Annotated in this window: 20 protein-coding genes and 1 pseudogene; 5 read left to right on the top strand and 16 right to left on the bottom strand. The window is 72.8% G+C overall.

What is annotated here, in order from left to right:
* Positions 1 to 55: 55 nt before the first annotated feature.
* The 4 genes from OG598_RS08860 to OG598_RS08845 form a co-directional block, all read right to left on the bottom strand.
* Positions 56 to 3769: a S8 family serine peptidase gene (locus OG598_RS08860; protein WP_328653953.1), complete on the bottom strand. Its 3714-nt coding sequence runs from the start codon at positions 3767 to 3769 to the stop codon at positions 56 to 58.
* A 371-nt stretch (positions 3770 to 4140) separates the two neighbouring features.
* Positions 4141 to 4749 carry a bifunctional 4-hydroxy-2-oxoglutarate aldolase/2-dehydro-3-deoxy-phosphogluconate aldolase gene (locus OG598_RS08855; protein WP_196923371.1) on the bottom strand — a complete coding sequence of 203 codons (609 nt, stop codon included), beginning with the start codon at positions 4747 to 4749 and terminating at the stop codon, positions 4141 to 4143.
* A 67-nt stretch (positions 4750 to 4816) separates the two neighbouring features.
* Positions 4817 to 5842 (bottom strand): sugar kinase, encoded by a 1026-nt coding sequence (locus tag OG598_RS08850; RefSeq protein ID WP_328653952.1) that lies wholly within the window; start codon positions 5840 to 5842, stop codon positions 4817 to 4819.
* 94 nt (positions 5843 to 5936) lie between these two features.
* Positions 5937 to 6800 (bottom strand): S1 family peptidase, encoded by an 864-nt coding sequence (locus OG598_RS08845; RefSeq protein WP_328653951.1) that lies wholly within the window; start codon positions 6798 to 6800, stop codon positions 5937 to 5939.
* Between the two features lie 173 nt (positions 6801 to 6973).
* Here OG598_RS08845 and OG598_RS08840 point away from each other — a divergent pair, with 173 nt between their 5' ends.
* Together OG598_RS08840 and OG598_RS08835 are read left to right on the top strand one after the other, a co-directional pair.
* Positions 6974 to 8155, top strand: a complete 1182-nt coding sequence (locus tag OG598_RS08840) for a low temperature requirement protein A (RefSeq protein WP_328653950.1) — start codon at positions 6974 to 6976, stop codon at positions 8153 to 8155.
* A 120-nt stretch (positions 8156 to 8275) separates the two neighbouring features.
* Entirely contained in the window at positions 8276 to 9454 is a 1179-nt protein-coding gene (locus tag OG598_RS08835; protein WP_328653949.1) for a low temperature requirement protein A, read from the top strand.
* Positions 9455 to 9464: 10 nt separating this feature from the next.
* Here OG598_RS08835 and OG598_RS08830 read toward each other — a convergent pair whose 3' ends face one another.
* The 4 genes from OG598_RS08830 to OG598_RS08815 form a co-directional block, all read right to left on the bottom strand.
* Positions 9465 to 10037, bottom strand: coding sequence for a nucleosidase (locus OG598_RS08830; protein ID WP_328653948.1), 573 nt, complete (start codon positions 10035 to 10037; stop codon positions 9465 to 9467).
* A 37-nt stretch (positions 10038 to 10074) separates the two neighbouring features.
* Positions 10075 to 12765, bottom strand: coding sequence for an Hsp70 family protein (locus OG598_RS08825; protein ID WP_328653947.1), 2691 nt, complete (start codon positions 12763 to 12765; stop codon positions 10075 to 10077).
* 101 nt (positions 12766 to 12866) lie between these two features.
* Entirely contained in the window at positions 12867 to 13325 is a 459-nt protein-coding gene (locus tag OG598_RS08820; RefSeq protein ID WP_328653946.1) for a GNAT family N-acetyltransferase, read from the bottom strand.
* Positions 13326 to 13335: 10 nt separating this feature from the next.
* Complete coding sequence (locus OG598_RS08815; RefSeq protein WP_328653945.1) at positions 13336 to 14148, bottom strand: TetR/AcrR family transcriptional regulator; 813 nt, start codon at positions 14146 to 14148, stop codon at positions 13336 to 13338.
* An 80-nt stretch (positions 14149 to 14228) separates the two neighbouring features.
* Here OG598_RS08815 and OG598_RS08810 point away from each other — a divergent pair, with 80 nt between their 5' ends.
* Positions 14229 to 15755: an FAD-binding oxidoreductase gene (locus OG598_RS08810; protein WP_328653944.1), complete on the top strand. Its 1527-nt coding sequence runs from the start codon at positions 14229 to 14231 to the stop codon at positions 15753 to 15755.
* 28 nt (positions 15756 to 15783) lie between these two features.
* Here the strand turns inward: OG598_RS08810 and OG598_RS08805 are convergent, their stop codons facing one another.
* The 8 genes from OG598_RS08805 to OG598_RS08770 all read right to left on the bottom strand — a co-directional run bounded on the left by OG598_RS08805 (position 15784) and on the right by OG598_RS08770 (position 22265).
* The gene (locus OG598_RS08805; protein ID WP_328653943.1) at positions 15784 to 16335 is read right to left on the bottom strand and encodes a DinB family protein; all 552 of its coding nucleotides are present in this window, start codon (positions 16333 to 16335) and stop codon (positions 15784 to 15786) included.
* Positions 16336 to 16518: 183 nt separating this feature from the next.
* A complete protein-coding gene (locus OG598_RS08800) occupies positions 16519 to 17262 on the bottom strand; it encodes a RibD family protein (protein ID WP_328653942.1) in 744 nt (247 codons plus the stop codon).
* Entirely contained in the window at positions 17259 to 17960 is a 702-nt protein-coding gene (locus tag OG598_RS08795; RefSeq protein WP_328653941.1) for a GTP cyclohydrolase II, read from the bottom strand. The genes OG598_RS08800 and OG598_RS08795 overlap by 4 nt, the downstream gene beginning before the upstream one ends.
* 58 nt (positions 17961 to 18018) lie before the next feature.
* Positions 18019 to 18957, bottom strand: a complete 939-nt coding sequence (locus tag OG598_RS08790) for a lysylphosphatidylglycerol synthase transmembrane domain-containing protein (protein ID WP_328653940.1) — start codon at positions 18955 to 18957, stop codon at positions 18019 to 18021.
* A gap of 65 nt (positions 18958 to 19022) precedes the next feature.
* The gene (locus OG598_RS08785) at positions 19023 to 19841 is read right to left on the bottom strand and encodes a class I SAM-dependent methyltransferase (RefSeq protein WP_328653939.1); all 819 of its coding nucleotides are present in this window, start codon (positions 19839 to 19841) and stop codon (positions 19023 to 19025) included.
* Positions 19838 to 20884: a glycosyltransferase family 4 protein gene (locus tag OG598_RS08780; protein ID WP_328653938.1), complete on the bottom strand. Its 1047-nt coding sequence runs from the start codon at positions 20882 to 20884 to the stop codon at positions 19838 to 19840. The genes OG598_RS08785 and OG598_RS08780 overlap by 4 nt, the downstream gene beginning before the upstream one ends.
* Positions 20881 to 21279 (bottom strand): 6-pyruvoyl trahydropterin synthase family protein, encoded by a 399-nt coding sequence (locus OG598_RS08775; protein ID WP_112590267.1) that lies wholly within the window; start codon positions 21277 to 21279, stop codon positions 20881 to 20883. Before OG598_RS08775 ends, OG598_RS08780 begins: the two co-directional genes overlap by 4 nt.
* Before the next feature lie 2 nt (positions 21280 to 21281).
* Complete coding sequence (locus OG598_RS08770) at positions 21282 to 22265, bottom strand: zinc-dependent alcohol dehydrogenase (RefSeq protein ID WP_238682389.1); 984 nt, start codon at positions 22263 to 22265, stop codon at positions 21282 to 21284.
* A gap of 201 nt (positions 22266 to 22466) precedes the next feature.
* Here OG598_RS08770 and OG598_RS08765 point away from each other — a divergent pair.
* Positions 22467 to 23837, top strand: a pseudogene (locus OG598_RS08765) (choice-of-anchor A family protein); the annotation flags it as partial.
* Positions 23838 to 23930: 93 nt separating this feature from the next.
* Positions 23931 to 26252, top strand: coding sequence for a DUF7507 domain-containing protein (locus OG598_RS08760; protein WP_442931497.1), 2322 nt, complete (start codon positions 23931 to 23933; stop codon positions 26250 to 26252).
* Positions 26253 to 26275 lie beyond the last annotated feature (23 nt).

The raw sequence follows: 26275 nt of genomic DNA, 5'->3' as shown, positions 1-26275 counted from the left end.
CGGCCGCCGCCCGGGGTGTCTCACGCACCCCGAGCGGCGGCCGGCCGCAGTGCTGTCAGCGCAGGCCGAACGCCCGGCTGATGCTCTGGCTCACCGTGTTGCCGGCGGTGTCCCGCGCCGTGGTGCGCAGGCTCACGAAGCCGGCCTTCGCCGGTGCGGCCAGCGAGGTACGCCAGCCGTCGCCGTGCCGGGTCAGACGCTGCTTCTGCCAGGTCGCCCCGTCGTCGTAGGACACCTCGACGGTCACCGCGCCGATCGTGCCGGTGACGTCGGGCAGGTGGGAGGCGACAACTGTCAGCGGTGCCCGCCGCGACGCCTTGCCGGCGGAGTCGATGGCCACCTGGTAGTCCAGCTGGATCATCGGCAGCACCTCGGCCGTCTCCTCCCCGGTGACCGCCGAGTGGAAGCCCCACTCGGTGCGGGTCTGCCGGGAGTACGGGTTGGTCCACGCGGCCCGGTCGTTCTCCACCACCAGCCGGTACGGCAGTCGCTGCCCCGCCAGCCCGGAGACCTGGAGGTACTCGGCGTTCCCCCAGTTCAGCTCCTTGTCGCCCTGGTAGAGGGTGGTCCGGTTGACCATGTCGTAGTTCGCGTACGCCTCACCGATGTGGCCGCCCCCGTCGCCCCAGCCCGGCGCGGGCAGGTAGACGGTGTCCAGGTAGCGGACCGGCACGTAGTTGCCGCCCATCCGGGGTCGCTGGATCGGCCCGAACCAGGTGACGGCGCTCGGCTTGCCGGCCGGGTAGGTGGCCACCGCCATCAGGTGCTGACCGGTTTCGCCGGCGATGAACGCGTCGTCGATCCACCGCTGGTCGGCGCTCACCCAGTCGGTGCGTCGGCCCTGCGCCGGGGCCGGCTCCTGGTTGCTCGACGCCCAGCCGCGCCAGACGTCGGTACGAAACTCCAACGCCTTGCCCTGCCGGTAGTTGCGGAACTCCACGTCGACCCGGGCCAACTGCCGCTTCGTGGGCCGGTAGGTGGGGTCGGCCGGCACCGTGCCGGTCCAGTGGTGCGCCACGTCGTACAGGTAGGTGGTCTCCGGGTGCGACTCGACGGTGAGCCGCACCGCGCCCCGCTCCAGCGCGGCGATGAGCTGCCCGCCCTCGTCGGCACCAAGGGTGGCCACTGTCACCGGGGCCGGGCTCTCCGGGCTCCACGGCGCCTCGTCCCACGGCTGGAGCCGACCGACGCCGTCGTTCACCACGAGCAGCAGCTTCGCTCCGGCCGCCGCGGCGGCCTGCGCCTGGGTGGCGATGTCCACACTGTCACTGCGGCGCACCACGACGGCCCGGTCCCGGACCGGACGCTTGGCCAGCTCCGTCGCCGACGCGTCGGCGACGTAGACCGCGTCCAGCTGGCGACGACCGGCCGGCAGCGCCGGGGTCGCCCGCTTCACCAACAGGTCGTCGTACGGGCGACCGCCCGCCGAAACGGTCAGGGCCGGCTGCTCCAGCCGCCACCGGGCGCCGAACTCGAACTCGCCGTCGGTCACCGGACGGCTCGTCGGCAACGCCCACATGCTGTCGTACGAGTCGTCGGGCAGCACCTGACTCTCGGTGAGACCGTTCTTGGTGGACCGGTGGATGTCCATCCGCAGCGCGCTGGCGGTGGCCTCCTGCGGCACCCGGGCCTGCACCTGCCGGGCGTCGCGCGCGTCCAGGGTGACGGTGCGGTCGCGGTCCAGGTTCACGTCGGTGAAGCTGAGCATCGCCATGCCCTTGGAGTGCGGTCCGTGCGCGCCGCGCACGTCCGCGGAGATCCAACCGTTCCAGCTTCCCACCGGCAGCCGCAGCGTGGCGGTGCCGCTCTCGGGCAGGTCCACGGCGGTGAACAGGGTGTCGGCGGTGAGGATGACCTTGCCGACGAGCGGCTTGCCGTCGCGGTCCTTGGCGACCAGCGTCAGGTTCTGCCGCTGCCCCTCCTTGCCGGCGCCGATCAGGGTGCGTCCGCGCACCGCACCGGTGTCGTCGGTGGCGACGATCATGCCGCTGACCTGCTTCTCCACCGGCAGCTTGTCGTAAGCGGCGGTCACCGTCACGGTGGCGGTGCCGCCCGCGGGCACTGTGACCCGGTCGGCGGAGAGCGCGAACAGTCCGGCCGGCGCGGTGGCCGCGTCGAGGGCCAGCTTCAGGTCGACCGACGCGCTGCCGAGGTTGGTGTAGGTGACCGTACGGTCGACGCTCGCGCCCGGCTGCTGCGGCCACGCCTGGAAGCCGGAGTAGGCGCTCGGGGTGGCGAAGACTGTGGCGTGTGCGGCGGCGACAGCATCCACCCGGCCGGCACCCGCCTGGTACGGGGTGTACTCGGGGGTGGCCTTGACCGTGCTGACCAGCGCCTCCTTGATCCGCTGACCGGTCCAGTCCGGGTGCGCGGCGGCGACCAGCGCGGCCGTGCCGGCCACGTGCGGGGTCGCCATCGACGTGCCGCTCATCAACGTGTAGTCGCCGGAGCCGCCCCGCACCAGGTGCGAGCGGGCCGCCAGGATGTCCACGCCGGGGGCGGTGATCTCGGGCTTGAGCCCGCCGTCGCCGGCGCGAGGCCCCTGGCTGGAGAAGTCGGCGAGGTGATCGGTGTTGTCGACGGCACCCACGGTGAGCGCGGAGTTGGCGGCACCCGGGCTGCCGATGGTGGCCGGGCCGCTGTTGCCGGCGGCGATCACGAAGAGGGCGCCGGTCTCGGCGCTGAGTCGCTCGACCGCCTGGCTCATCGGGTCGCTGCCGTCGGTGGCCTCACCGCCCAGGCTCATGCTGACCACCCGGGCCTTCTGCTCACGGGCCGCCCACTCCATGCCGGCGATGATCCACGAGTTCTGGCCGCTGCCCTCGCTGTTGAGCACCTTGCCGATGTGCAGACGGGCACCCGGGGCGACACCCCGCTCGGTGCCACCGGACGCGGCGCCGGTGCCGGCGATCGTCGAGGCGACGTGCGTGCCGTGGCCCTTGTAGTCGAGGATGTCGGGCTCCTCGGGCACGAAGCTGCTGGACTCGGCGATCTGACCGGCGAGATCCGGGTGTTCGGCGTCCGCACCCGAGTCGAGCACCGCGACGTCGACACCGGTGGCGGTGTTGCCCTCGGCCCACAGCTTCGGCGCGCCGATCTGCGCGGTGGACTCGGCCAGGTCCGCGTGCACCCGGCCGTCCAACCAGACCTTGGCGATGCCGTTGGCGAGGGTCGGGGCGCCACCCGTACGCCGGGTCGAACCGGCGGTCAGCGCGGTCCAGAACCGGTCGGCCGTGGCGCGCTGGCGGGTCAGCGCCGCGCCCTGCACGCTGTCCAACTGTCGAACCAGCTCGGCGCCGTCGACGGTGGGGCGGGTGCGGTTGCGGGCTGCCGCGTCGGTCATCGTGACGATCAGCGGAAGCGCGTCGGTGTGCGCGTCGTCGTAGCCGTCGGCGATGAGGTCGGTGACGTTGAACAGTTGCCGGTCCAGCACGCCGCTCGTCACATAGGACAGCGCGGCGTCCGGGTAGACGTAGGTGTCGCCGTCGCGCACGGTGCGGTGGAAGCTGGGGGTGCTGCCGTCCGGCCGGCGCACCGTCGACACCGTGCTGCCGTCCGCCGCGGTGGTGACGGTGACCGTGTCACCGGTGATCAGGGTGACGGTGGACGCGCGTCCGGCGGCGGCCGGGGGTTGACCCGCCGGGCGGTCGGGGTTGTTCGGCGGGGCGGCGGCCGCTCCCGCGCCGGGTGGGGTGAACCCGGCCGCCAGGGTGAGGGCGGCGCCGAGGGCGATCAGCCCGGATCGGCGGCGCCGGTGAGACAGAGCCACGATGACCTCTTTGTGTCGAGAAGTGGTACGCACCACAGCATCGACGCAGAGCCCACCCCAACCGCGCACCGCACCCCGACGCACTTACGCCATGGCGCAACCCCGCCACGCGTGCCCCACGTTGCGTCTCGCCACCCGCGTCGATCTTGCACTTACGGTCACCGATGTGCCCCGATTCGCGACCTTTGTCGGGACAGCAAGTGCAAGATCGCGGCTGGGTGGTCGGGGTGCAGGGCCCGGTCCGGCCCCGCCCCCGTCGATCAAGGAGTTGTGGTGCCCGGCAACAGGCTGAACACACCTTTCGCACCCCACCACAACTCCATGATCGACGGTGTGGAGGGCGGGGGCGGGGCCGGGGGGAAGACGGGGGGTTAGAGGGAGCTGCGGGTGAGCTTGGCTAGGGCGTCTAGTTGGGTGGGGTCGGAGAGGGCGGAGCCGACGGCCACCACGCGTACGCCTGCTTGCAGGAACGCGCCGGCGTTGCCGGCGTCGAGGCCGCCGGTGGCGACGAAGCGCAACTGCGGCAGCGGGCCGGCGACGGCCTTGAACCAGGCCGGGCCGAGGGAGATCGCGGGGAACGCCTTGAGCCAGGTGAGGCCGTGCCGTAGTGCCTGCTGGGCCTCGGTGGGGGTGGCCACACCGGGCAGGTGCGGCAGGCCACGCGCGGCGGCGGCGTCGGCGACCGCGAGGTCCAGGCCGGGCGCGACGGTGAACCGGGCGCCCGCGTCGGCCGCCGCGGCGACCTGTTCGACGTCGAGCACGGTGCCGGCGCCGACGATCCGGTCGCGCTCGGCCCCCGCCTCGACGGCGGCCCGCAGCGCCGGCACCGCGTCGGCGGTGGCCACCGGAACCTCCACCACGTCGATGCCGAGATCCCAGGCACGCTCGGCGAGCCGAACGGTTTCGGCGACCGGCAGGCCGCGCAGGATCGCCATCACCCGGGCGCCGCCGAAGATGTGGTCGAAGTCCGGTGTGGTCATGGTGCACTCCATCCGAGGTCGCGGTGGGACTGTCGCTGCTGGTCGGGTCGCAACCCGGCGGCCCGGCTCAGGTCGTCGCCCCCGGGGCGGTCAGGTCGAGCGGTGACCAGGCGTCGGCGGGGGCGTCGATGAGTTTCTCGAACCAGGCCCACGGCGGAACCGGGGCGTTGTCGCCGCTGCTGGTCAACGCCTGCGCCGCGACGAGGTGACCGAGGCGCAACCGCCGCACCGGGTCGAGGCCGCGTAGGAGCCCGGCCAGGTAGCCGGCGGCGAAGGCGTCTCCGGCGCCGACCGGCTCCACCACAGTCACCCGGGGCGCGGGCACGAAGACCGGCTCGGCGTCGCGGACCAGCGCGGTGGTGCCCACCGCGCCGTCCTTGACCACCACCGTCTCCGGATCGGGCAACAGCTCGCGTACGGCCGTCGGGTCGGTGGTGCCCCAGAGGGTCTCCGCCTCGTCCTGCCCGACGAAGACGAGGTCGCAGCGGTTGGCGAGGTCGCGCAGCACCGGCGCGGCCTGCTCGGCGGACCACAGCCGGGCCCGGTGGTTGACGTCGAAACTGACCAGCGACCCCACCAGCGGCCGGTCGGTCACCGCGTGCTCGACCAGCGCCCGGCAGGACGCGGACAGCGCCGGGGTGATTCCGGACAGGTGCAGCACCCGGGCACCGGCCAGCGCCGGGTCGGCCAGCGTGGCGGGGTCCATCCGGGCGGCCGCCGACCCGGCCCGGTAGTAGTGCACGGCGGTCCCCTCCGGGCCGGGGTCCTTGACGTACAGGCCGGTGGGCGCGGTCGGGTCCACGCACACCTGGTCGACGCGGACGCCGGCGGCGGCGACGTGTCGGACGACGGCCCGACCGAAGGGGTCGTCGCCGACCCGGCTCACCCAGGTCGTCAGGTGTCCCAGGCTCGCCAGGTAACCGGCCACGTTGGACTCGGCCCCACCGACCGAGACGGCGACCCGCTCGGCGTGCTCCAGCGGCTCACCCGGCGCGGGGCAGAGCACCACCATCGTCTCCCCCACGGCGGCCACCTCGATCGACGGATGGCCGGCCGGAACACTCGGCTGGTCAGGTCGGGGGGCGGTCGGCATCGGGCACACGTCCTCGCGGCGGGGGTGCTGGGCGTCGCCGAGCCTAGGTGTCCCGCGCGGGACGGGCAACCCGTCGCACGTCACACCTCGACGCTCAGGGCAACGTCAGCCCGTACGCGGCCAGCACCTCCGCGATCGGCTGGTAGTAGGTGGTGCCGCCGGCGGTGCAGTTGCCGGTGCCGCCGGAGAGGATGCCGAGGATCCTGCCGGTGGAGGCCACGTAGAGCGGTCCGCCGCTGTCCCCCGGCTCGGCGCAGATGTTGGTGCGGATCAGGCCGTAGATCACGCCGGTGGCGTAGTTGACGGTCTGGTTGAGACCGGTGACGGTGCCGCAGCGCACGCCGGTGGTGCTGCCGCTGCGGCACACCGCCTGACCGATGTACGCGTTGCCGGGGCCGTTGATGGTCAGCAGGCCGGGGTAGGTGTAGACGGCGCTCGGGTGGGCGATCTGGCCGGTGTAGCGGATCAGCCCGTAGTCGTTTGTGGGGTAGCTGGTGGCGGTGCGGGTGCCGAGCACTGTGGTCCGAGCGCTGTCGGCGTACCAGGTGGGGGCGGCGGTGGTGCAGTGCCCGGCGGTGATCACGTAGTAGGTGCTGCCGCTGCGCGCGTTCGCGCCGAGCGAGCAGCGCGCGCCACCGCCGCCGTAGATGCCCTGCCCGCCGGCGATCAGGGGGCGCAGCGTTCCGGGTTCGCGGCGCAGCAGCACGCCGGCCCGGTCGGTCACCGCCCGCAGCTCGGCCAGTTCGCTGGGGGCCACGGTGTCGTCGACGGTGAGGGTCATCCGGCCGGTGGCGGGGTCGAGACCCCAGGCGGTGCCCGCGGTGCGTACCCCGGTCAGCGTGGCCGTCGGGTCGGCGGCGGGCGCGGCGGCCCGGTCGGGGACGGCGGCCTGCGCCGCGCTGGGCGCGACGAGCAGCAGGGTGGTCAGGACGAGGGCGACCAGCGGGGAGCGGCGCATCCGAACCTCCGGCGAGATCGAGATTGATGGATGCAGTAAAGCATCGCCCGGCGTCCGACGCCGTGGCAACCTCCGGACGCCCTCTTCCCCGACCGGTGGGAATCGCCGATCCGGGCACGGCCCCTGTCGGGGCCGCCGATAATTCCTCGGGAGATCGCGGCGGGAGGCCAGGCATGACCACCAACGGGAATGCGGCGCTGGTACGCCGGCTGGACCAGTCGACCCGGGCAACGCTGCTGGAGTTGCTCTTCGACGTGGTCTTCGTGGCCGCCCTCGCGCTGACATCGAAACTGCTGTCCGAAGAGCTCTCCTGGTCTGGCGGCGCCAAGCTGCTGCTGATGCTGACCGCCATCTGGTGGACGTGGTCGGTCACCACGACCACCACCGAGTTCTACGATCCGCAGCAACGCCCGATCCAGGCCATCCTGATGATCGCCATGGTCGGCTCGGTGGGGATGGCGGCATCGCTGCCGATGGTCACCATCGGGCACCTGCTGCTCTTCGTGATCTCGTACGTCGGCACGCACGTGATTCGCTGCGTCATCCTGGTCACCGCCCTGCACCGGCAGGGGCACTTGACAGCCAGGGAGCGGGCCACCCGGTTTCTCTTCTGGTTCACGGCGTCCGGCGTCTTCTGGGTCCTCGGCGCACTGTCGGAGACTCCGAACTGGGGGCTCTGGACGATCGCCATAACGATCGACCTGGTCGGCGGGGCGACCCGCTACCCCACCCCCCGGCTGGGCCGGGTGCCGCTCGCCCAGTACGGGCGGACCACCGAGCACCTGGGCGAGCGGTACCAACAGTTCATCATCCTGGCCCTCGGCGACATCATCCTGTTGCCGACGCTGGAGGTCAGCCGGAGCCACCTCGATCCCCTCCGGCTCGCCTCCCTGCTCTGCGCCTTTGCCACAATGCTGCTGCTCTGGCAGATCTACGTCTTCCGCGCCGGCGAGTTGTTGGTGGCGGCCGGGTCCAAGGGGAGCCGGGCGACGCGACTGGCCCCGTTCACCCATCTGATCATGCTGGCCGGCGTGGCCGGCACTGCCGCCACCTTCGACCTGGTCGTCACCAGGCCGACCGGAACGACGCCGGTGCCGTGGCTCGTGCTGATCATCACCGGGCCGACGCTGTTCGTGGTCGGCCGCGTCATCTTCACCCTGGCGGTGTCGTGGGTCGTGCCGTGGCGTCGAGTTGCCTGGCAGCTCCTGCCACTGCTGGTGCTGCCGTGGGCCGGCGGTTGGCCGCCGGTGCTGGTAGCCACGGTCGTGGCGCTCGGGTTGGCCGGTCACATCCTGTTTCCCGGAGCGGCCCGGGAGACGACGCCGGGCCTGCGGCTGCGGCAACCCGAGAACTGACCCCTGCTCGTACGGCCGAAGCGCCGCCGCCCTTTCCCCGGCCGGCGGGAATCGTCCGATCCGGGGACGGAGGGCGCTCGCACCGCCGATAATCCTCGGAGACACTGCGGGAGGCCGGGCATGACCACCGGAGGCACCGCGGCACTGGTACGCCGGCCGGACGGTTCGACGCGGGCCACGCTGCTGGAGTTGCTCTTCGACGTGGTCTTCGTGGCCTCGCTCGCGCTGACCTCGACCCTGCTCGCGGGAGTCCACAGCTGGTCCGGCGCCGCGATGGTCCTGCTGATGCTGACGGCGATCTGGTGGACCTGGTCGGTCACCTCCACCACCACCGAGTTCTACGATCCGCAGCAACGCCCCATCCAGGCCATCCTGATGGTCGCCATGGTCGGGGCGGTGGGGATGGGCGCATCGCTGCCGAAGGTCACCAGCGGGCACGCGCTGGTCTTCGCCATCGCGTACGTCGGCACCCACGTCATTCGCGGCATCATCCTGATCACGAGCTTGCACCAGCAGCATCACCGCTCGGCCATGATCCGCGCCATCCGGTTCCTCTTCTGGTTCCTCGTCTCCAGCGTCTTCTGGATCACCGGTGCGCTGTCCGGCACTGTGAACTGGACCCTCTGGAGCATCGCCATCGCGATCGACCTGCTCTCCGCGGCGGCCCGCTACCCCACGCCCCGGCTGGGCCGGGTGCCCTTCGACCAGTACGAGCGGACCACAGCGCACCTGGGCGAGCGGTACCAGCAGTTCGTCATCCTGGCCCTCGGCGACATCATCCTGGTGCCCACGCTGCAGGTCAGCCGGGGCCCGCTGGCCGGGCTCCGGGTCGCCGCGCTGTTCTGCGCGTTCGCCATCATGCTGCTGCTCTGGCAGGTCTACGTGTTCCGGGCCGGCGAGCTGCTGGAGGCCGGGGCCAGGGCGGGCCGGCCGGCGCGGGTGGCTCCGTACACCCATCTGGTGATGCTGGCCGGGGTGGTCGCCACGGCGGCCTCGTTCGACCTGGTCGTCACCCACCCCACCGGCACCACGCCGGTGGGGTGGCTGTTACTGATCCTGGGCGGCCCGGCGCTGTTCGTGATCGGCCGCGTCCTGTTCACACTGCTGGTGTCCATGCTCGTGCCGTGGCGGCGAATGCTCTGCCTCCCCCTGCCACTGCTGACGCTGCCGTGGGCCGGCCGCTGGCCGCCACTGCTGGTCACCACGGTCGTGGCGCTCACGCTGGCGGCGCACATCCTGGTGCCCGGAGCGGCCCGGGAGACCACGCCGGGCCTGCGGCTGCGGCAACCCGACGACTGACTCGTCAGGCTCAGGCGACGTGTCGAGCGGCCCACTCGGCGAGGTCTCGGGCGCACGCGTCCACCGACTCCTGCCAGGTTCGGGCCGCGCCCTCCCCCGCCTCGTCGCTGACCTGCTTGACCAGCCGGCACGGCACGCCGGCCTGCGCGGCGGCCCAGGCCACCGCGTACCCCTCCATGTCGACCAGGTCGGCGCGCTGCGCCAACCGGTCCCGCTCCGCGTCGTCGGCAACGAAGGTGTCACCGGTCGCGAGCACCGCGCCCTCGGCGGCCAGCGACAGCGGCGCCCCGTAGGTCTCGCCGGTGAGCGTGCGCAGCAGCTCGGTGTCCAGGTCGTGCTGGAGCACCGTGGCGACCTCGTGGATGCCGGCCCAGCCAGGGCGCAACGCGCCCGCCGTACCCAGGTTGAGCAGCAGGGTGGGTCGCGGCCCGGCGGCCAGCACGGCGGCCACCGCGCTGGCGGCGTTCACCTTGCCCATGCCGGTGAGCAGGACCGGCAGCTCGGGCGGCAGGTAGCGGGCCTCCTCGCCCACGGCAAGGACCACCAGCGGACGATCGGCGCGGACCGTACCTCGAAGATTCACCGGAGCATCGTACGAGCCGACCGGTGAGCCGAAGACGTCAGTCGTCGGTGAAGCGGTACAGCACGAAGTCCTTGTCCGCGCCGCAGGCGATCACGTGGGTGTTCCACGAGCAGGACGAGCTGCGCACGTCCTTCAGCTCACCCAACTCGTCGACCTCCCCGGACTCGGCCCACACCCCGGCGAGCACCCGGTTGTCGGCGACCACGCTGGGCGCCTTGGCGAAGACCAGCAGGTTGCCCGCGTCCAGGCGGACCGCCACCCCGCCCCGGTCCCGCAGCACCGGCTTGCCGGCGGCGTCGAAGACGGTGACTGTCGGCTCCGGCAACTCCCGTTGGGCGAGCACCTGCTCACCCAACGGGACCAGGCCGGTCACGCCCGGCGCCGACCACTTGATCATGCCCTCGCCCTCGGTGGCCGCCACCACCTCGGTGCGCGCGACGTCATTGTTGGGCACCTGCAACAGGCAGGCCCGCCGCTCGCCGCAGGCCACCAGCTCCTTCGGGCGGTACTCGTCGTTGCCGGAGCGGTGCAGCACCACCGGCTCGGCGTCGGAACCCAGGTCGTACGCGAGCAGCTGGTAACCACCCTCGTTGGCGGCCACGTACAGGCGGTCCTCGTGGGCGACCACCAGGTCGTCGAGGTCGGCGACGCTGCCCCACTGGCGCAGCACCGCGCCGGAGGCCATGTCGAGCAGCCGCACCGACCGGTCCGCACCCACCTGGACCAGTCGCCGGCCCTTGCTCGTCCACGGGTTGCGGGGCGTGCCGTCGAGGAAGGCCGGCCCGCCGGCCGCCGCGTCGGTGCCGACCGGCCGGACCACGGTACGGCCACCGGCGTACTGGCCACGGGGGTTGGGCTGGGTCCACTTCGTCGAGCCGTTGGTCAGGCGCAGGCCGACCAGTGCGTCCGCGGCCCGGTCCACCAGCACCGCCGTGTCGTCGGTGAAGTAGACGTCGTCGTCACCACGCAGTACGCGCTGCCAGCGCTGCTCGCCGTTACGCCCGTCGAGGACGGCCAGCGGTCGGGGGGTGCTGTCGCCTGGCGCGTCGGCGAGGACCGCGACCGCCCCGGGGACGGCGATGATCCCCTCCCAGTCGTCGGCCCGCACGTCGGTCTGCTTCCGCCACAGCTGGTGGCCGTCTCCCGCGTCGACGGCCACCACCTCCAACCGGTCGTCCGGCAGCGGGAACGCCAGGTAGGCCCGATCGTCGAGCACCGCCGTCCACATGGCGACCGGCCGTTCGGCGCCGGCCGACGGCCGGGACAGCTCGCGCAGCGAGTCGAACGTCAGATCCGGGTAGCGGTCCCGGGTCAGGTAGAGCGTCGCCGCGGTGGCCACCCCGGCCAGGGCCAGCACCGCGCCGAGCACCACCCAGCGCGCCCGCCGCCAGCCTGTCGCGCCGCCCGGCGGGGTCGGGGTGGCGCCGGCCAGACCCGGGCCGGGGGGCGGGCCCGCCGGCGGGGTCGATCCCGGCCAGGGCTGCGACGGTACGACCGGGGCGCGCGCTCCGGCCGGGGCGGGCGGGCTCACCGGAGCAGGCGCGGGTGGTGCGAGCGGCGCTCCCGCGTACGCCGGGGCGGGTAGCGGCTTGCGCAGCGGCAGGTCGGTCAGGGCGCCCTCGGCCACCGGCAACTCGGGCTGGTCCAGCACCGTCGGCGCGATCCCCAGCTCGGCGTGCAGCATGCGGGCCACCAGCGGGATTCGGGACGACCCGCCCACGAGGAACAACCCGTCGAGCTGATCGGGGCGCAGCCCTGCGGCGGCGATGACCTCCCGGGCCCGCTGCACCGCCCGGCGCAGCAACGGCGTGGCCACCCGTTCGACGTCCGCCCGGGTCAGCTGGATCGTCTCGGCCACTCCCGGCACCGCGACCGGGGCGACAGCAGACCGGGACAGGGTCTCCTTCGCACCTCGTACCTCGTCGGTGAGCCGGACCTGGTCGCGGCGCTGCGCGGGATCCGCCGGTCGGGTGAGCCGGGCCCACTGCGCGGCGTGCCGCTCACCGACCAACTCGCCGACCCGCCGCACCAGCGCGGCGTCGAGGTCCAGACCGCCCAGGTCGGGCAGGCCACCGTCGGCGACCACGCTGAAGCCGGAGTCACCCCAGGGGTCGGCGCCCTCGTTGCGCAGCACCGCGACGTCGAGCGTCCCGCCACCGAAGTCGAACACCGCGATCGCCCCGCCGACCGGCACCGGACGGTGCAGCACCTGCGTGTAGTAGCGGGCGGCGGCCACCGGCTCCCGCAGCAGCCGGGTGCCGGGCGGTGTCGGCCCGGCGAGGGTGTGCTCGACCGCCTGCGGCCAACCCGCCAGCAGCAGCGCGTCGGCGAGGACCTGTCGCCGCGTCGCGTCCCAGGCGGCCGGGCAGGTCACCACGGCCGGCGGCAGGAACCCCACAGCACCCACCGCCGCCCGGCCGACCGCCGCCAGCACCGCGGCGAGCAGGTCGGCGGGCGGGTACGCGCGCTCGCCGAGCCGCACTGTCGGCTCGTCCACCCGACGCTTCGGGTTCGCCTCGAACCGAGCCGGGTCGGCCTGCGCCAACCGGCGGGCGTCCCAGCCGGTGTGCAGGGTGCCGTCCGGGTCGGCGTAGACGGCGGACGGACTGAGCGGTTGACCGTCCATCAGCAGCGGTCGGGTCCGCCCGTCCGGCCAGCGCAGCACCGCGACAGTGTTGGACGTGCCGAGGTCGATGCCGAGGGCGAAACCCTCGTGCTGGCCAGCCATTGCCCGATACCTCCGCCGCGACGAGGGGAACTCGACCCCGCATCGTACGCAGGCACCGCCGCACTGCTGATCACTCGGTCCGGGTGGTCCACTGCCTGCGGTCAGCGGGTGGTGTGGACGCCCACCACCTCGTCCTCGCTGGTCTCCCCGGTCAGCTGGAACCCGAGCTTCAGGTAGAACCGCTCCGGGCCGTCCGGCCCCGGCGTCCACGTCGTGTAGACGCGGTCGTGCCCACGTCGGCGGGCCTCGTCGCGGACGGCCTGCACCGCGAAGCGTCCGTACCCTCGACCCTGGTGCTCGGCGGCGATGTTCAGCCGCCACAGCCCCGAGCGCCTGTCGTCCGGTTGGGCCGGATCCCACACGATGTCGAAGAAGCCCATCAGGAAGCCGACGATCTCGTCATTCTCGACGATGAGACGCGGCCACGCGATCTCGGGCTGCGCGTACGCCTCGGCGAGGGACCAGGCGACCGGAGACGAGAACTTCTCCTGGTCGGGCCGCACGCTCACCCGGCACGCGGCCTCCACATTGTCTTTGGTGATCGTCTCCAGTCGCGGCACGCCGGCCACCCTACCGAGCGGGGCTGTGCAACAGGCCGTCGAGCAGCCCGCCCAGGCCGAACTGGAACCAGGTGTCCAGGTCGGCGTCGGGTCTGGTCTGCCCGGCCGCGGCCAGCCATGGTCGGCCCCGGGTACGGCCGGTCCGCTCCAGCCGGGTGACGGTCGCCGCCCACCAGGCGTGGTAGGTGGTGTCCTCGGGGTCACGTCGGATGAGCAGGGCCATGCCCTGGACGTAGCCGCTGAGCGCCAGGTAGGCGCGGAACGCCTCGGCCGGTTCGTATCCGGCGCTGGTGAATGCCGCCACCACCCGGTCGACCATGGCGAGTACCGCCGGCCCGGTCGGCGGCCGGTCGGTGGCGAGGATGGCCAGCAGCCAGGGATGGCGGCGATACATCGCCCATTCGTCCCCAGCCAGCCGTTCGAGCCGTTGGCGCGGGTCGCGCGGTAGTGGCGCGGTGCCGGGCGGGCGGGTCGCGGTGATCTGCTCGGCCATCGCGGCGAGGAGGTCGGCCCGGTTCCGGACGTGCCGGTACACGGCGTGGGCGGGCAGGCCGGCGCGTTGGGCGAGGACCCGCAGGGAGACGGCGTCCAGCCCGCCCGCGTCCGCCAGCTCGACAGCGAGGGCGACCAACCGGTGGCGCGGGTCGCCGCCGGTCGGCGCGGGCAGGTCCCGAATCCGACGCGGGCTGCTGGTGGGGCCGTGCTCACGACGCCTGCGGTACGCGCGGGCCTGGCAGCGCCGGGAGCAGTAGCGGCGTGGGCGCCCCCGGCCGGCGCCGACGGGCAGTTCCGCCTCGCACTCGACACACCGGACACTGAGCACGCCGCCTCCAGTTTCGTCACGGCACTCCGTGTGACGAAAGTACTGCACGTCGTCCACCCGGCGGCGACAGGATCGGGGCCATGAATCCGCCAAGCCGCAGAGATCTGCTCCGCGTCGGCGCTGTCGCCTCCGCCGCCGTCCTCTCTCCGTCCCCGGTCTCCGCCGCGCCACCGGCGGGGGGCGTGCCCCCACTCGGCCCGGTCCGGGTGCGGCCGGACGATCCCCGGTACGCGGACCTGGTCCGCCGCGGCAACCGACGGTTCGTGGGCACGCCGGACGAAGTGCGCGTGGTCGGCTCGACCGAGCAGGTCGTCGCGGCCGTGCAGGACGCCGTCCGCGCCGGCCGACGGGTGGCGGTGCGCGGCGGTGGGCACTGCTTCGAGGGGTTCGTGGACGACCCGGCGGTCCGGATGGTGATCGACCTGTCCGGGCTGACCGAGGTCTACCACGACCCCCGACGGTTCGGTTTCGCGGTCGAGGCGGGCGCCACGCTCGGTGAGGCGTACCGCCGGCTCTTTCTGGGCTGGGGGGTGACCCTCCCCGGTGGATCGTGCCCGGGAGTCGGCGTCGGCGGTCACATCGCGGGTGGCGGTTACGGTCGCCTCTCCCGCCTGCACGGACTCGTGGTGGACCACCTGTACGCGGTGGAGGTGGTAGTGGTCGACCGGCACGGCACCGCCAGTGCGGTGGTCGCCACCCGGGAGCCGACCGACCCGCACCGCGACCTGTGGTGGGCGCACACCGGTGGTGGCGGGGGCACCTTCGGCGTGGTCACGCGCTACTGGTTCCGCTCGCTTCCCACCCCACCCGCGCGGGTACTGGACGTCACCGTCACGTGGCCGTGGGCCGGCATGGACGAGCCGGGCTTCCACCGACTCGCCGGCAACTTCGGCCAATGGTGCGCCCGCAACGGCGCGCCCGACTCCCGGGGCAGGCACCTGTACGCCGAGCTGGTGCTGTCCCGCCCGCAGGCCGGCGGTCACACCCTCGCCGGTCAGGTCCCGCACGGCAGCCGACAGGTGCTCGACGAACTCGTCCGGGCGCTCGGCGACGGCGTCGGTGTCACGCCGGTCGTCTCGGCGGAGACACTGCCGTGGTTGACAGCGACCCTCGGCAGCCATGACGACGACGGCAAGAGCTGGCGGTTGAAGGTCAAGTCCGCCTTCCATCGCGTACCCCTGACCGAGCGGCAGTTGCACGTGGCCTACCGCCACCTCACCCGCGACAGCGACCTGCCGGCCGGCTCGTTGAGCCTCAACACCTACGGCGGGGCGATCAACGCCGTGGCATCGGGTGCCACCGCCTCCGTCCAGCGGGACGCGTCCATGCTGCTGTTCTACCTCGCCGGCTGGGGCGACCCGGCCGGGGACCCCCGACACCTGGCCTGGATACGCGAGTTCTACCGGGACATGTACGCCGACACCGGCGGTGTGCCCCCGGACGGCGCCTACATCAACTATCCCGACGTCGACCTCGTCACCGCGTCCCGACAGTGGCCGGAGGTCTACTTCGGGTCCGGTTACCGGCGGCTGCAACAGGTCAAGGCCCGCTGGGACCCCCGCAACGTCTTCCACCACGACCTGTCGGTACGACCACCCGGCCACTGACCGCACCCGGCGCCCTCGCCGCGTTGGCCTAGGGTCGCGCGGCCGGGCCGTCCCGATCGGTTCGTGCGGCGCGGAGCAGCCGGAGCTGACCGATCTCCGCGACGTTCTTCATCAGCTCCGAGTTGACCCAACCGATCGTGTGCGTGACGGTGTGGTCGGTCCCGTCCGGCCAGGGGAACGTCGCGACGCGGTCGAGGTCGCCGTCGCCGAGTTGGTCGAGCAGACCCAGCCATTCGGTGCGCAGGCCACGCAGCCAGGCGACACTCGGCTCGCCCGCGCCCGGCCAGACAACGGCCGTGCGCTGCCGCGCTGATCCACCCCGGAGATGGTCCATCGCCACTGTCCACCACCAGCCGACGTGCCAGGTGAGCCAGCCGATCGTCGGCACCGGGACCGGGTCGGGTTCGGTGTCGGCCCAGTCCGGGGTCCAGGTGCCGTCGGTGCTCTGCCGCACCGACCAGCAGTGGTCGGCCGGCTCCCAGAGGAAGTCCGTGGGTTCGAGTCGCTCAAGGTGGTACTCGAACAGCGACCACGTCAGGTCGAACTGCCAGCGCAGGAGGGCCAGGGGCGCTACGGACATCAGGAGATTCTGTCCGAACCCACCCCCACCGTCCACAAAATAACCCCACCCCACCCCACCCCGGCCCGGCCCACCCCGGCCCGGCCCGCCCGGCACGGCCCGGTCCGGTCCGGTCCGGTCCGGCCTGGGTGATCATGAGGTTGGCGGGGTCCGCGGAGATCGAATCGCCCGCCAACCCCATGATCAACGCGTAGGACCGGGAGGGGCGGCAGGGGCGGTGGGGTTGGTGGGGCAGCGGTCGGAGAGGGCGTAGCGGAGCAGGACCACGTCGCCGATCTGGCGGGCCTCGGCCAGGCGGGCGCGACGGCCCGGGTGCCAGGGGAAACGACCCTCGCCGACGAACCGGGGCGCGCTGCCGTCGCCGACGAAGAACGGCGCGACCACCAGGTGCAGTTCGTCGGCGAGACCGGCGGCGAGGAACTGGGCGTGCACCGTCCCGCCGCCCTCCACCATCAACCGCTGTACGCCCCGCGCGGCCAGGTCGGTCAGCAGCCACCCCGGGTCGACGGGCTCACCCGCGTCGATCACGGTGGCCAGTGCGCCGACCCGCTCCTCGGTCTTCTCCAGCGCGCCGGTGGCGCAGTAGACGAGCCGGGCCGAATCACCGGCGGTGAAGAAGCGGGCGGTCGGGTCGAGGTCGCCCTGGGCGGTCAGGGTGACCTTGGTGGGCGAGGCGGGCCGACCTGCCGCCACCCGCTCGGCCCGGCGGCTCGGGGAGCGCACCAGCAGCCGAGGGTCGTCTCGTCGGACGGTGCCGGCGCCGACCAGGATGGCGTCGCAGCTGGCCCGGACCGCGTCGACGCGGTCCAGGTCCTCCTCGTTGGACAGCAGTAACCGCTGCTCGGAGGCGTCGTCGATGTACCCGTCGATGGAGGCGGCGCAACTCAGCAGCACGTACGGCCGCGTCGGGCCCGGCCGCCAACTCATCGGGAGACGGGCCGCTCAGGAGCACGACCCGCGAGCACATCCGCCGCCTCGACCGCCTCGGCCGCCTCGACCTCCGCCGCCTTGGCCGCCTTCGCCGCCAGGTAGTCGGCGTTGGCGGGCGAGAGGAAGACGCTGGTGAGCACCCGTTCGGCCACGTCCACGCCCAGCCGGGTCAACTGCTCGGCCTTGTCCGGGTTGCTGCTCAGCAGTCGGACCCGCGGCACTCCCAACGTGGCCAGCATCTGCGCGGCGGCGGTGTAGTCCCGCTCGTCCTCGCCCCGGCCCAGCGCGACGTTGGCCTGGTAGGTGTCCAACCCGGCGTCCTGCAACGCGTACGCGTCGAGTTTGGCGTACAGGCCGATGCCACGGCCCTCCTGCCGGAGGTAGAGCAGGAAACCGCCGGTCTCGGCGATCCGCTGCACCGCCTCGCGCAGTTGCGGCCCGCAGTCGCAGCGTTGGCTGCCGAACACGTCGCCGGTCAGGCACTCGCTGTGTGGACGCACCAGCGGGGCCGCTCCCCCGGCGGCGAGCCGGTCCAGGGCGCCCGCCCAGTCGCCGAGGCCGAGGGCCAGGTGCTCCCGGCCGTCCACCAGGCCCTTGAAGGTGAACACTCGCGCGGTCGTCGTGTAGCCATCCGGAAACGCCAGCGGCACCGTGACCTGCGTGCGGATCGTGGCAACCGGCAATGCTTCGGGCATGGGACTCCTTTGTCCGGCGCCACCGCCGTCCGGCGACGCGTACCGTCTCACAACCGACTCAACATCCGCCGCCGGAGGCGGCTTCCCGAGCGGCGACCGGAATTCGACGCCGACGGGCCAGCAACACGGCGGCCCCGGGCAGGCTGGCCACCAACACCAGTGCGCCGTAGACGGTGGCGGTGGCGACGCCCTCGGCCGCGCTGAGGCCGGCCGCGCCGAAGACCCACGCCGCCACCCCTTCCCGCGGCCCGAACCCGGCCACGTTCAACGGCAGGCCCATGGCGAGCAGGGCGAGCAACGTCAACGGCAGCAGACGGGACAGCGGGGCGTCCGATCCAGCGGTACGCGCCGCCACCAGGAAGGTGGCCAGGTGACCGGCGACCATCACGGCCGAGGCGACCAGCACACCGAACCAGGTGCGCCGTGCCAGCAGACCCGACCGTACGTCCGCCACTGCGGTACGCAGCGCCGTCGACCAGCGCGACCCGCCACCGTTCGGAAGGACCCGGGCCACCAGCACGACGACCAGCCCGCCGGCGACGAGCAGCGCGGCGGCGACCGGCAGGTACGGCCGGACCGGGGACGGGAAGGCGGCGAGCACCACCAGCGCGACCCCGACCAGGACCACCTGCCCGGCGGCGCGCTCCCAGACCACCGCGCGGATGCCCCGGCTGACGTCACCGGCGTCGCGGCCGTGGCGTACCGCGCGGTGCACGTCGCCGAGCATCCCTCCGGGCAGTGTGGCGTTGAGGAAGACGGCCCGGTAGCAGTGCGCCACAGCGGTCGCCAACGGCAGGCGTACGCCGAGGCCGCCGGCGACCAGGCTCCACCGCCACGCCGCGCAGACGGTGGTGAGCACCCCGATGACCAGCGACGCAGCCAACGCTGACGCGTCGATCAGTCGTACCCCGGCGAGGAACGGGCCGCTGCCCACCTGCCACAGCAGGACGGCGAGCAGACCCACCCCGCCGACCACTCGTGCCCAGGCCCAGAACATCGGCGCCGGCCTCCCTTTGAAGATCGTCCACTTGCCCTAGTGCACGTACCCAGGGCGTGAACGGTTCATCCACCGGCGAGGAGGTCAGTGTGTTCGACAAGCACCGTGAGTCGGCCGGCCGCCGCGTCAGCCAACCGACGGCGGGCGTACGCCTGGGCGGGTCCGGCCAGGTCGGGGTGCTGCTCGCAGGCGGCCCCGAGCCACCCTCGGAACCATTCGGCGGTCAGGTCGGCCTGATCCGGGCCGAGACGCCACGGGCTGGGCCGTTCCCGCACGTCGACGCCGCGCCGGGCGAACGCGGCGGCGGTGGCGGCGACGGCATCCGGGCCGAGCAGCCGCCGGCCCTCGACGGTACGCCGCTGGTGGTCGTTGAACGCGGCCTCGACCGCCTCGTCGAGCGGGTCGGCCGGGGTGAACCGGACCCGCCCGGTCACCGAGATGGCGAACAGGGCTGGCCGGCCGACGCAGGCGGTCGCCACCCGTTCGATCTCCTCGGCGGTGAGCATGTCCAGCAGCGCGGACGCGGTGACCAGGGAACCGTCGGCCAGGTCGGCGGCGGTCAACCGGGTGAGGTCGCCGCAGCGGGTGTGGACGGTGACCGGGGCGCCGTCGGCGGCGGTCACCCCCCGCATGCCCTCGGCGGCCCGGGCCAGCAGGTCGGCGTCCCGGTCGTGCAGCACCCAGTGCTGTGGTCCGGGTAGCCGGGCGGCCAGCCAACGACTCATCGACCCGGTGCCGCTACCCAGGTCGTGGATCACCGTCGGGGCGTCGCCGGTCAGTCGGGCCCGGACGGCGTCCAGCAGGTCCTCGGCGCGCGCCGCCGCGTCGGCCGGCTCACGCAAGCGCAGCCAGTCGGCGAACGGCAGGGTCTCCTCGGCGGTCATTCCGCCACCTCCTTCAGCACGCCGGCCAGCAACGCGGTGGTCACCGGCCAGTCGGTCAGGGTGTCGCGCCGGGCGAGAGCGGCACGCCGCAGCCGGGCGCGCAGCGCGTCGTCGTCCAGCCAGCGGATCAGCGCGGCGGCCAGCGCCGCCGGGTCACCGGGTGGGACCAGCAGTCCCGGGCGCTCACCGCCGGGCGCGTGACCGAGCGCCTCCGGCAGCCCGCCCACCTCGGTGGTCACCACCGGCAGGCCGCGGGCCAGCGCCTCGGTGACCACCATGCCGTACGTCTCGCCTCTCGACGGCAACACCAGCAGGTCGGCGGCGGCGTACGCGTCGTCCAACGCCGCGCCGGTCAGCGGGCCGACCAGCCGCACCCGCTCGGTGAGGCCCGCTCCGGTCAAGCGGTCGCGCAGCCGGTGCACGAGATCCGGTTCCCGGGCCAGGGTGCCCGCACAGACCATCGTCCACGACCGGCCGGCCAGCGTGGCCAACGCGTCGACCAGCACGTCGTACCCCTTGTGGTGGGTGACCGCCGCGACGCAGAGCAACCGGTCGCCGGCCACCGAGCCGGCCGCGGGCGGCGCGGGCCGCACGCCGGGCGGCGCGGCCCGGACCCGGCCGGCGAGGGCCGGGTGGCGGGCCAGCAGGGCACGGCGGGTCGATTCGCTGGTAGTGACGACGGCCCGGGCGGTGGCCAGGGCGCAGGCCTCCGGCTCGTCGTCCAGCGGCAGGTGCACCAGGAGCACCAGGCGCAGCCGACGGGCGTGCGGGGCGAGCAGGTCCGGCACGGCCGAGGCGATCAGGCCGTCGACCAGCACCACGGCGTCGTCGGGCGCGGCGGCGAGCACCCCGCCCAGCGTCGCCCGGTCGGCCGGGTCGGGGTGCGGCCACGCGCCGGGCACCGGATGCTCGTGCACCGACCAGCCGCGCTCGCCCAGCCCCGCGCAGATCCGCCGGTCGTAGAAGTTGCCGCCGCTGGGCGTGGCCGGATCGTCGATGTCACCGGGCAGGACGACGTGCACCGCCCGGCCCGCATCGGTCACAACGACCGCTCGTAGCTCGCCCAGGCGATGTGCGACTCGTGCAGGGTGACAGTGATGCCGGTCAGGTCGCGCGCCCCCGCGCCCAGCTCGCCGGCGTGCACCCGCTCGACCAGCCGGTCCGCGACCGTACGGGCCAGCACCTCCGTGGTGGTGTTCACCCCGGCGAAGGCCGCCTCGTCGTCGAGGTTGCGGTAGGTCAGCTCGCTCAGCACGGCCCGCAGCTGCTCGGTGGCCAGGCCGATGTCCACCACGATCCCGTCGGCGTCCAGGTCGGGCCGGCGGAACGTCGCGTCCACGACGAACGTCGCGCCATGCAGCCGTTGGGCGGGCCCGAACACCTCGCCTCGGAAACTGTGGGCGATCATCATGTGGTCCCGAACTGTCACGCTGAACACTGTCACTCTCCGTCTTCGTAGGTGATGAGGTGGCAGAGCGCGGGCAGGTCGCCCGAGGTCAGCCTGGCGAGCACGTCGGGCAGCTCCGCGAAGCGCGACGCGCCGGTGATCAACGCGTCGAAGGCCGGGTCGTCGAGCAGGTCCAGGGCGAGCGCCAGTCGGTCGGCGTAACTGCGCCGTCCCCGTCTGGCGGGTGCCACCATGCCGACCTGGCTGCTGCGCACGCTGAGTCGACCGGAGTGGAACGCGCCGCCCAGTGACACCTGCACCGGGCGGTCGCCGTACCAGCTCAGCTCGATGACGGTGCCCTCCGGGGCGAGCAGGTCCAGCGACTGTTGCAGGCCGGCGGCGGTGGCGCTGGCGTGCACGACCAGGTCCCGGTCACCACTGGCGTCGGCCGGGTTGGCGAAGTCGACGCCGAGGGCCCCGGCAACGCCGGCCCTGCGCGCGTCGGTGTCGACCAACTCGACGTGGACGCCGGGGAACCGGGCCAGCAGCGCCGCGACGCAGCAGCCCACCATGCCCGCACCGATCACTGTGACCCGGTCGCCGACCAGCGGCGCCGCATCCCACAGCGCGTTGACGGCGGTCTCCACAGTGCCGGCGAGCACCGCCCGGGCGGCCGGCACCCCCTCCGGCACCGGCACCACAGCACTCACCGGCACGACGTACGCGCTCTGGTGCGGGTGCAGGCAGAACACCGTTCGCCCGAGCAGCTCCGGCGGGCCCTGCTCGACGACGCCGACGCTGAGGTAGCCGTACTTCACCGGGCCGGGGAACTCGCCCTCCTGAAACGGTGCGCGCATCGTGGCGTACTGGTCGGCGGGCACCCGGCCGGCGAAGACCAGCGTCTCGGTGCCCCGGCTGACCCCGGAGTAGCGGGTCCGGACCAGCACCTCGTCGGGGCCCGGGGCGGTCAGCGACACCGGCTGGATCTCGGCCACGCCGGGTTCGCGCACCCAGCAGGCGTACGCCTCGCGGATCACCGTCGCGCACCTCAGCTCTGCTCCGGGCCGAATCGATCGGCCATGTCGGATCCCCGGTCGGGGGTTGTCGATCATAAACACGGAAGTTCGGTGCGCACAGTTCGAAGCCCGTCCGGCAGAACCGCCATTCGGACAAAACCGGCATAAGCGTGTTTTCTCCCCTATAAGCTCCCCTGGCACATTCGAACCAACGGGGGCGTGATGAGAATTTCGTGGTGGGGTAGCCGCAGGTCACGGGCGACGGCGCTGGCCGCCGTCGCGGGCGTGCTGGCGGTCAACGGTCTGCTGGTGCCGGCGCCCGCCGCGCCCACCCCGATCAACCCGGTACTGGCCGCCGTCGACGAGGCCATCGGCCCGGTCGACCCGGTCGCCGAGGCGCTGAGCTTCGGCGTGATGACCGAGGGCAACGCCACTGTGAACAACGACGAGAACGAGGGAACCCTCGCTGTCGGCGGCGACCTCACCTTCGGCAACTACCAACTCGCCGGAGCGACCGCCGGGTCGTTCGTGGTTCCCGGCGACGCCAACCCCAGCGCCCTGGTCGTGGGCGGACGGGTCAACTTCGCCGGCAGCGTCGGCGGCAGCCGGCTCCAGGTGCTCTCGAACGGCTACGCCAAGGTCGGCAACCTGACCGGCACCTTCGTCCGTGACACCGACAACAACGGCGCCCAGGTCAACACCCGGATCCTGCCGGCGAACGACTACGACGCCTCACCCCGGGTGGAACTGGTCACCCGGCAGCCGGTTGCCAGCGTCGGGCCGACCTCGCCGATCAACTTCGCCGGGGCGTTCGCCGCCTTCCGGGACACCACGGCCGGCCTGGCCACCTGCGACAACACAGTGGTGCTGCGGACGCCGAACGGCGACGTGCTGCCCCGCCCGATCCCGCCGGGCAGCAACGCCGTCGTCACGTTGACCCCGGGCGTGACGAACGTGCTCAATCTGACCGCCGCCGACCTGGCCAACATCCAGATCCTGACCTTCGCGAGCCAGCCGACCGCCGCCACGCCACTGCTGGTCAACGTGGACACCAGCGGTGTGGGCAACACGTTCGCCTGGACCGCCCCGAACTTCGCCGGGATCGGCGGGTCGCAGGCGCGCTACGTCCTGTTCAACTTCCCGACCGCCACCGCGCTCACCCTCACCCCGAACGCCGCCACCGTCGAGGGCACCATCTACGCCCCCAACGCCAGCCTCACCGACCTCTCCTCCAGCAACACCGAGGGCAGCGTCATCACCCGCACGCTGGACCACCGCGGCGGTGAGATCCACTACTTCCCGTTCAGCACCACACTGTCCTGCGCGGGCGCCACCCCGGCCGACATCGCCCTGATCAAGTCGTCGACCACCACGCTGATCAACAGCGTCGGTCAGCAGGTGCCGTACTCGTTCCACGTGGTCAACACCGGCGGCGTCCCGCTGACAAACATCTCCGTCACCGACGTACAGACCCCGCCGTCGTCGAACGCCAACCTCGGCCCGATCACCTGCGCCGCCAACACCCTCGCGCCCGGCGCGCAGACCGCCTGCACGGCCACCTACACCGTCACCCAGGCCGACCTGGACTTCGGCTCGGTCCGGGACAGCGCGACCGCGCGGGGCACACCACCCGGCGGTAGGCCGCCCGTACAGTCGCCGCCGGCCACCCTGACGATCCCGAGCGACGTGGTCGTCCCCGGCATCTCAGTGGTGAAGTCGTCGACCACCACGTCGATCACGGCAGTCGGTCAGCAGGTGCCGTACCGGTTCCTGGTGGCCAACACCGGCGGCGTGACGCTCAACGACGTGAACGTGACCGACGTGCAGACACCGCCGTCGTCCAACGCCGACCTCGGCCCGATCACCTGCGCCGCCACCACCCTCGCCCCGGGCGCTAACACCACCTGCACCGCCACCTACACAGTCACCCAGGCCGACCTCGACAACGACGAGGTCACCGACGTCGCCACCGCGCACGGCACACCGGCCGGCAGCGACGACCCGATCGACTCGGCGCCCTCGACGCTGACCATTCCGGCGGCCGACCTGATCCAGTCGATCTCGCTGCTGAAGTCGTCCACCACCGTCTCGATCAACACGGTCGGTCAGCAGGTGCCGTACCGGTTCCTGGTGGCCAACACCGGCACCGTGACGCTGTCCTCGGTGAACGTGACCGACGTGCAGACACCGCCGTCGTCCAACGCCGACCTCGGCCCGATCACCTGCGCCGCCACCACCCTCGCCCCGGGCGCGAACACCACCTGCACCGCCACCTACACCGTCACCCAGGCCGACCTCGACAACAACGGCGTCACCGACGTCGCCACCGCACACGGCACACCGGCCGGCAGCGACGACCCGATCGACTCGACGCCGGCGACGCTCACCATTCCGGACGCGGGGATCATCGCCGCGATCCAGGTCGTGAAGACCTCCACGACGGTGGCGATCACCGCGGTCGGTCAGCAGGTCCCGTACCGGTTCCACGTGGTCAACACCGGTGGGCTCACGCTGACCAACGTCAACGTGACCGACGTGCAGACCCCGCCGTCGTCCAACGCCGACCTGGGACCGATCACCTGCGCCGCCACCACCCTCGCGCCCGGCGCGAGCACCACCTGCACCGCCACCTACACCGTCACCCAGGCCGACCTGGACAACAACGGCGTCACCGACGTCGCCACCGCGCACGGCACACCGCCGGGCGGGGGCGCTCCGGTCGACTCGCCGCCGTCGACACTGACCATCCCGGAGTCCGGCCTCGTCGCCGACATCGAGGTGATCAAGTCGACAACCACTGTGGCGATCGCCGCGCCGGGCCAGCAGGTGCCCTACACCTTCCTGGTCGTCAACACCGGCGGCTTCACCCTCACCAACGTGACAGTCAACGACACGGTGCTGCCGCCGTCCGAGCGCGGTGTGCTCGGGCCGATCACCTGCGGTCCGCAGAACATCCCGAACGGCGCTGTGACGTTGTCGCCGGGCGCCTCCATCCAATGCCGGACGACCTACACGGTGACCGCTGAGGACTTCACCGGCTCGTCGCTGCGCAACGTCGCCACGGCCACCGGTACGCCCACGTTCGGGCCACCGCCGGTCTCCCCACCGTCGCCGGTGGACATTCCGATCCCGCACCCGGCGATCGCCATCACCAAGTCGGTGACGCCCACAGTGGTGTCCGCGGCCGGTGACGTGGTCACGTACCGGTTCGTGGTGACCAACACCGGTACCACGGCGCTCAGCGCGGTGACTGTCGACGAGACCGACTTCTCCGGCACCGGAACGCCCGGGGCGATCACCTGCGGCACCCCGCCGGTCGCCAACGGCGCGGTCACCCTGGCCGTCGGGACGAGCACCACCTGCACGTCGACCTACGCGGTAACCGCTGCGGACATCGAAACCGGCCGGATCACCAACACGGCAGTCGCGGCCGGCACGCCACCGACCATCCCCGGCCAGGACCCACCCGCACCGGTACGCTCCGCGCCGGCCTCGGCCGAGGTCACGGCCACCCGCGGCGCGGCGATCACAGTGGTGAAGTCGAGCAGCACCGACAAGATCGTCCGACCGGGGCAGCACGTGCCGTTCCAGTTCGTGGTCACCAACACCGGTCAGGTGCCGCTGACCGGCGTGACGATCACCGACGCCCTGACCGCGCCGGCCTCGGCGGCCAACCTCGGCCCGATCACCTGCGGCCCGGGGCGGACCCCGAACGCCGCCGTCACCCTAGCGGCCGGCGCCGCCGTGACCTGCACGGCGACGTACACGGTCAGCAAGGCCGACTATCACCACGGGTCGCTGCGCAACACCGCGACGGCGACCGGCACCCCGCCGGACGGACCGGCGCCGGTCTCGCCCGAGTCCACCATCACCATCCCGGTGAAGGGCAAGCTCCCGGTGACCGGTACGTCGTTCCCGGCCGGGCTCTGGATGGGCGCCGGCGTGCTGGCGGTGCTCCTCGGCGCGGCGCTGCTGCTGGTCGTCCGGCAGCGCAGGATCCGCGCCTAGCGCGGACCTGATCGCGGGGGTCG

Origin of the sequence: Micromonospora sp. NBC_00330, from assembly GCF_036136635.1 — a bacterium.
Lineage (GTDB): Bacteria > Actinomycetota > Actinomycetes > Mycobacteriales > Micromonosporaceae > Micromonospora > Micromonospora salmantinae.
Note: the sequence above shows the minus strand (reverse complement) of the source record. Positions and strands in the feature narration are given on the sequence as shown.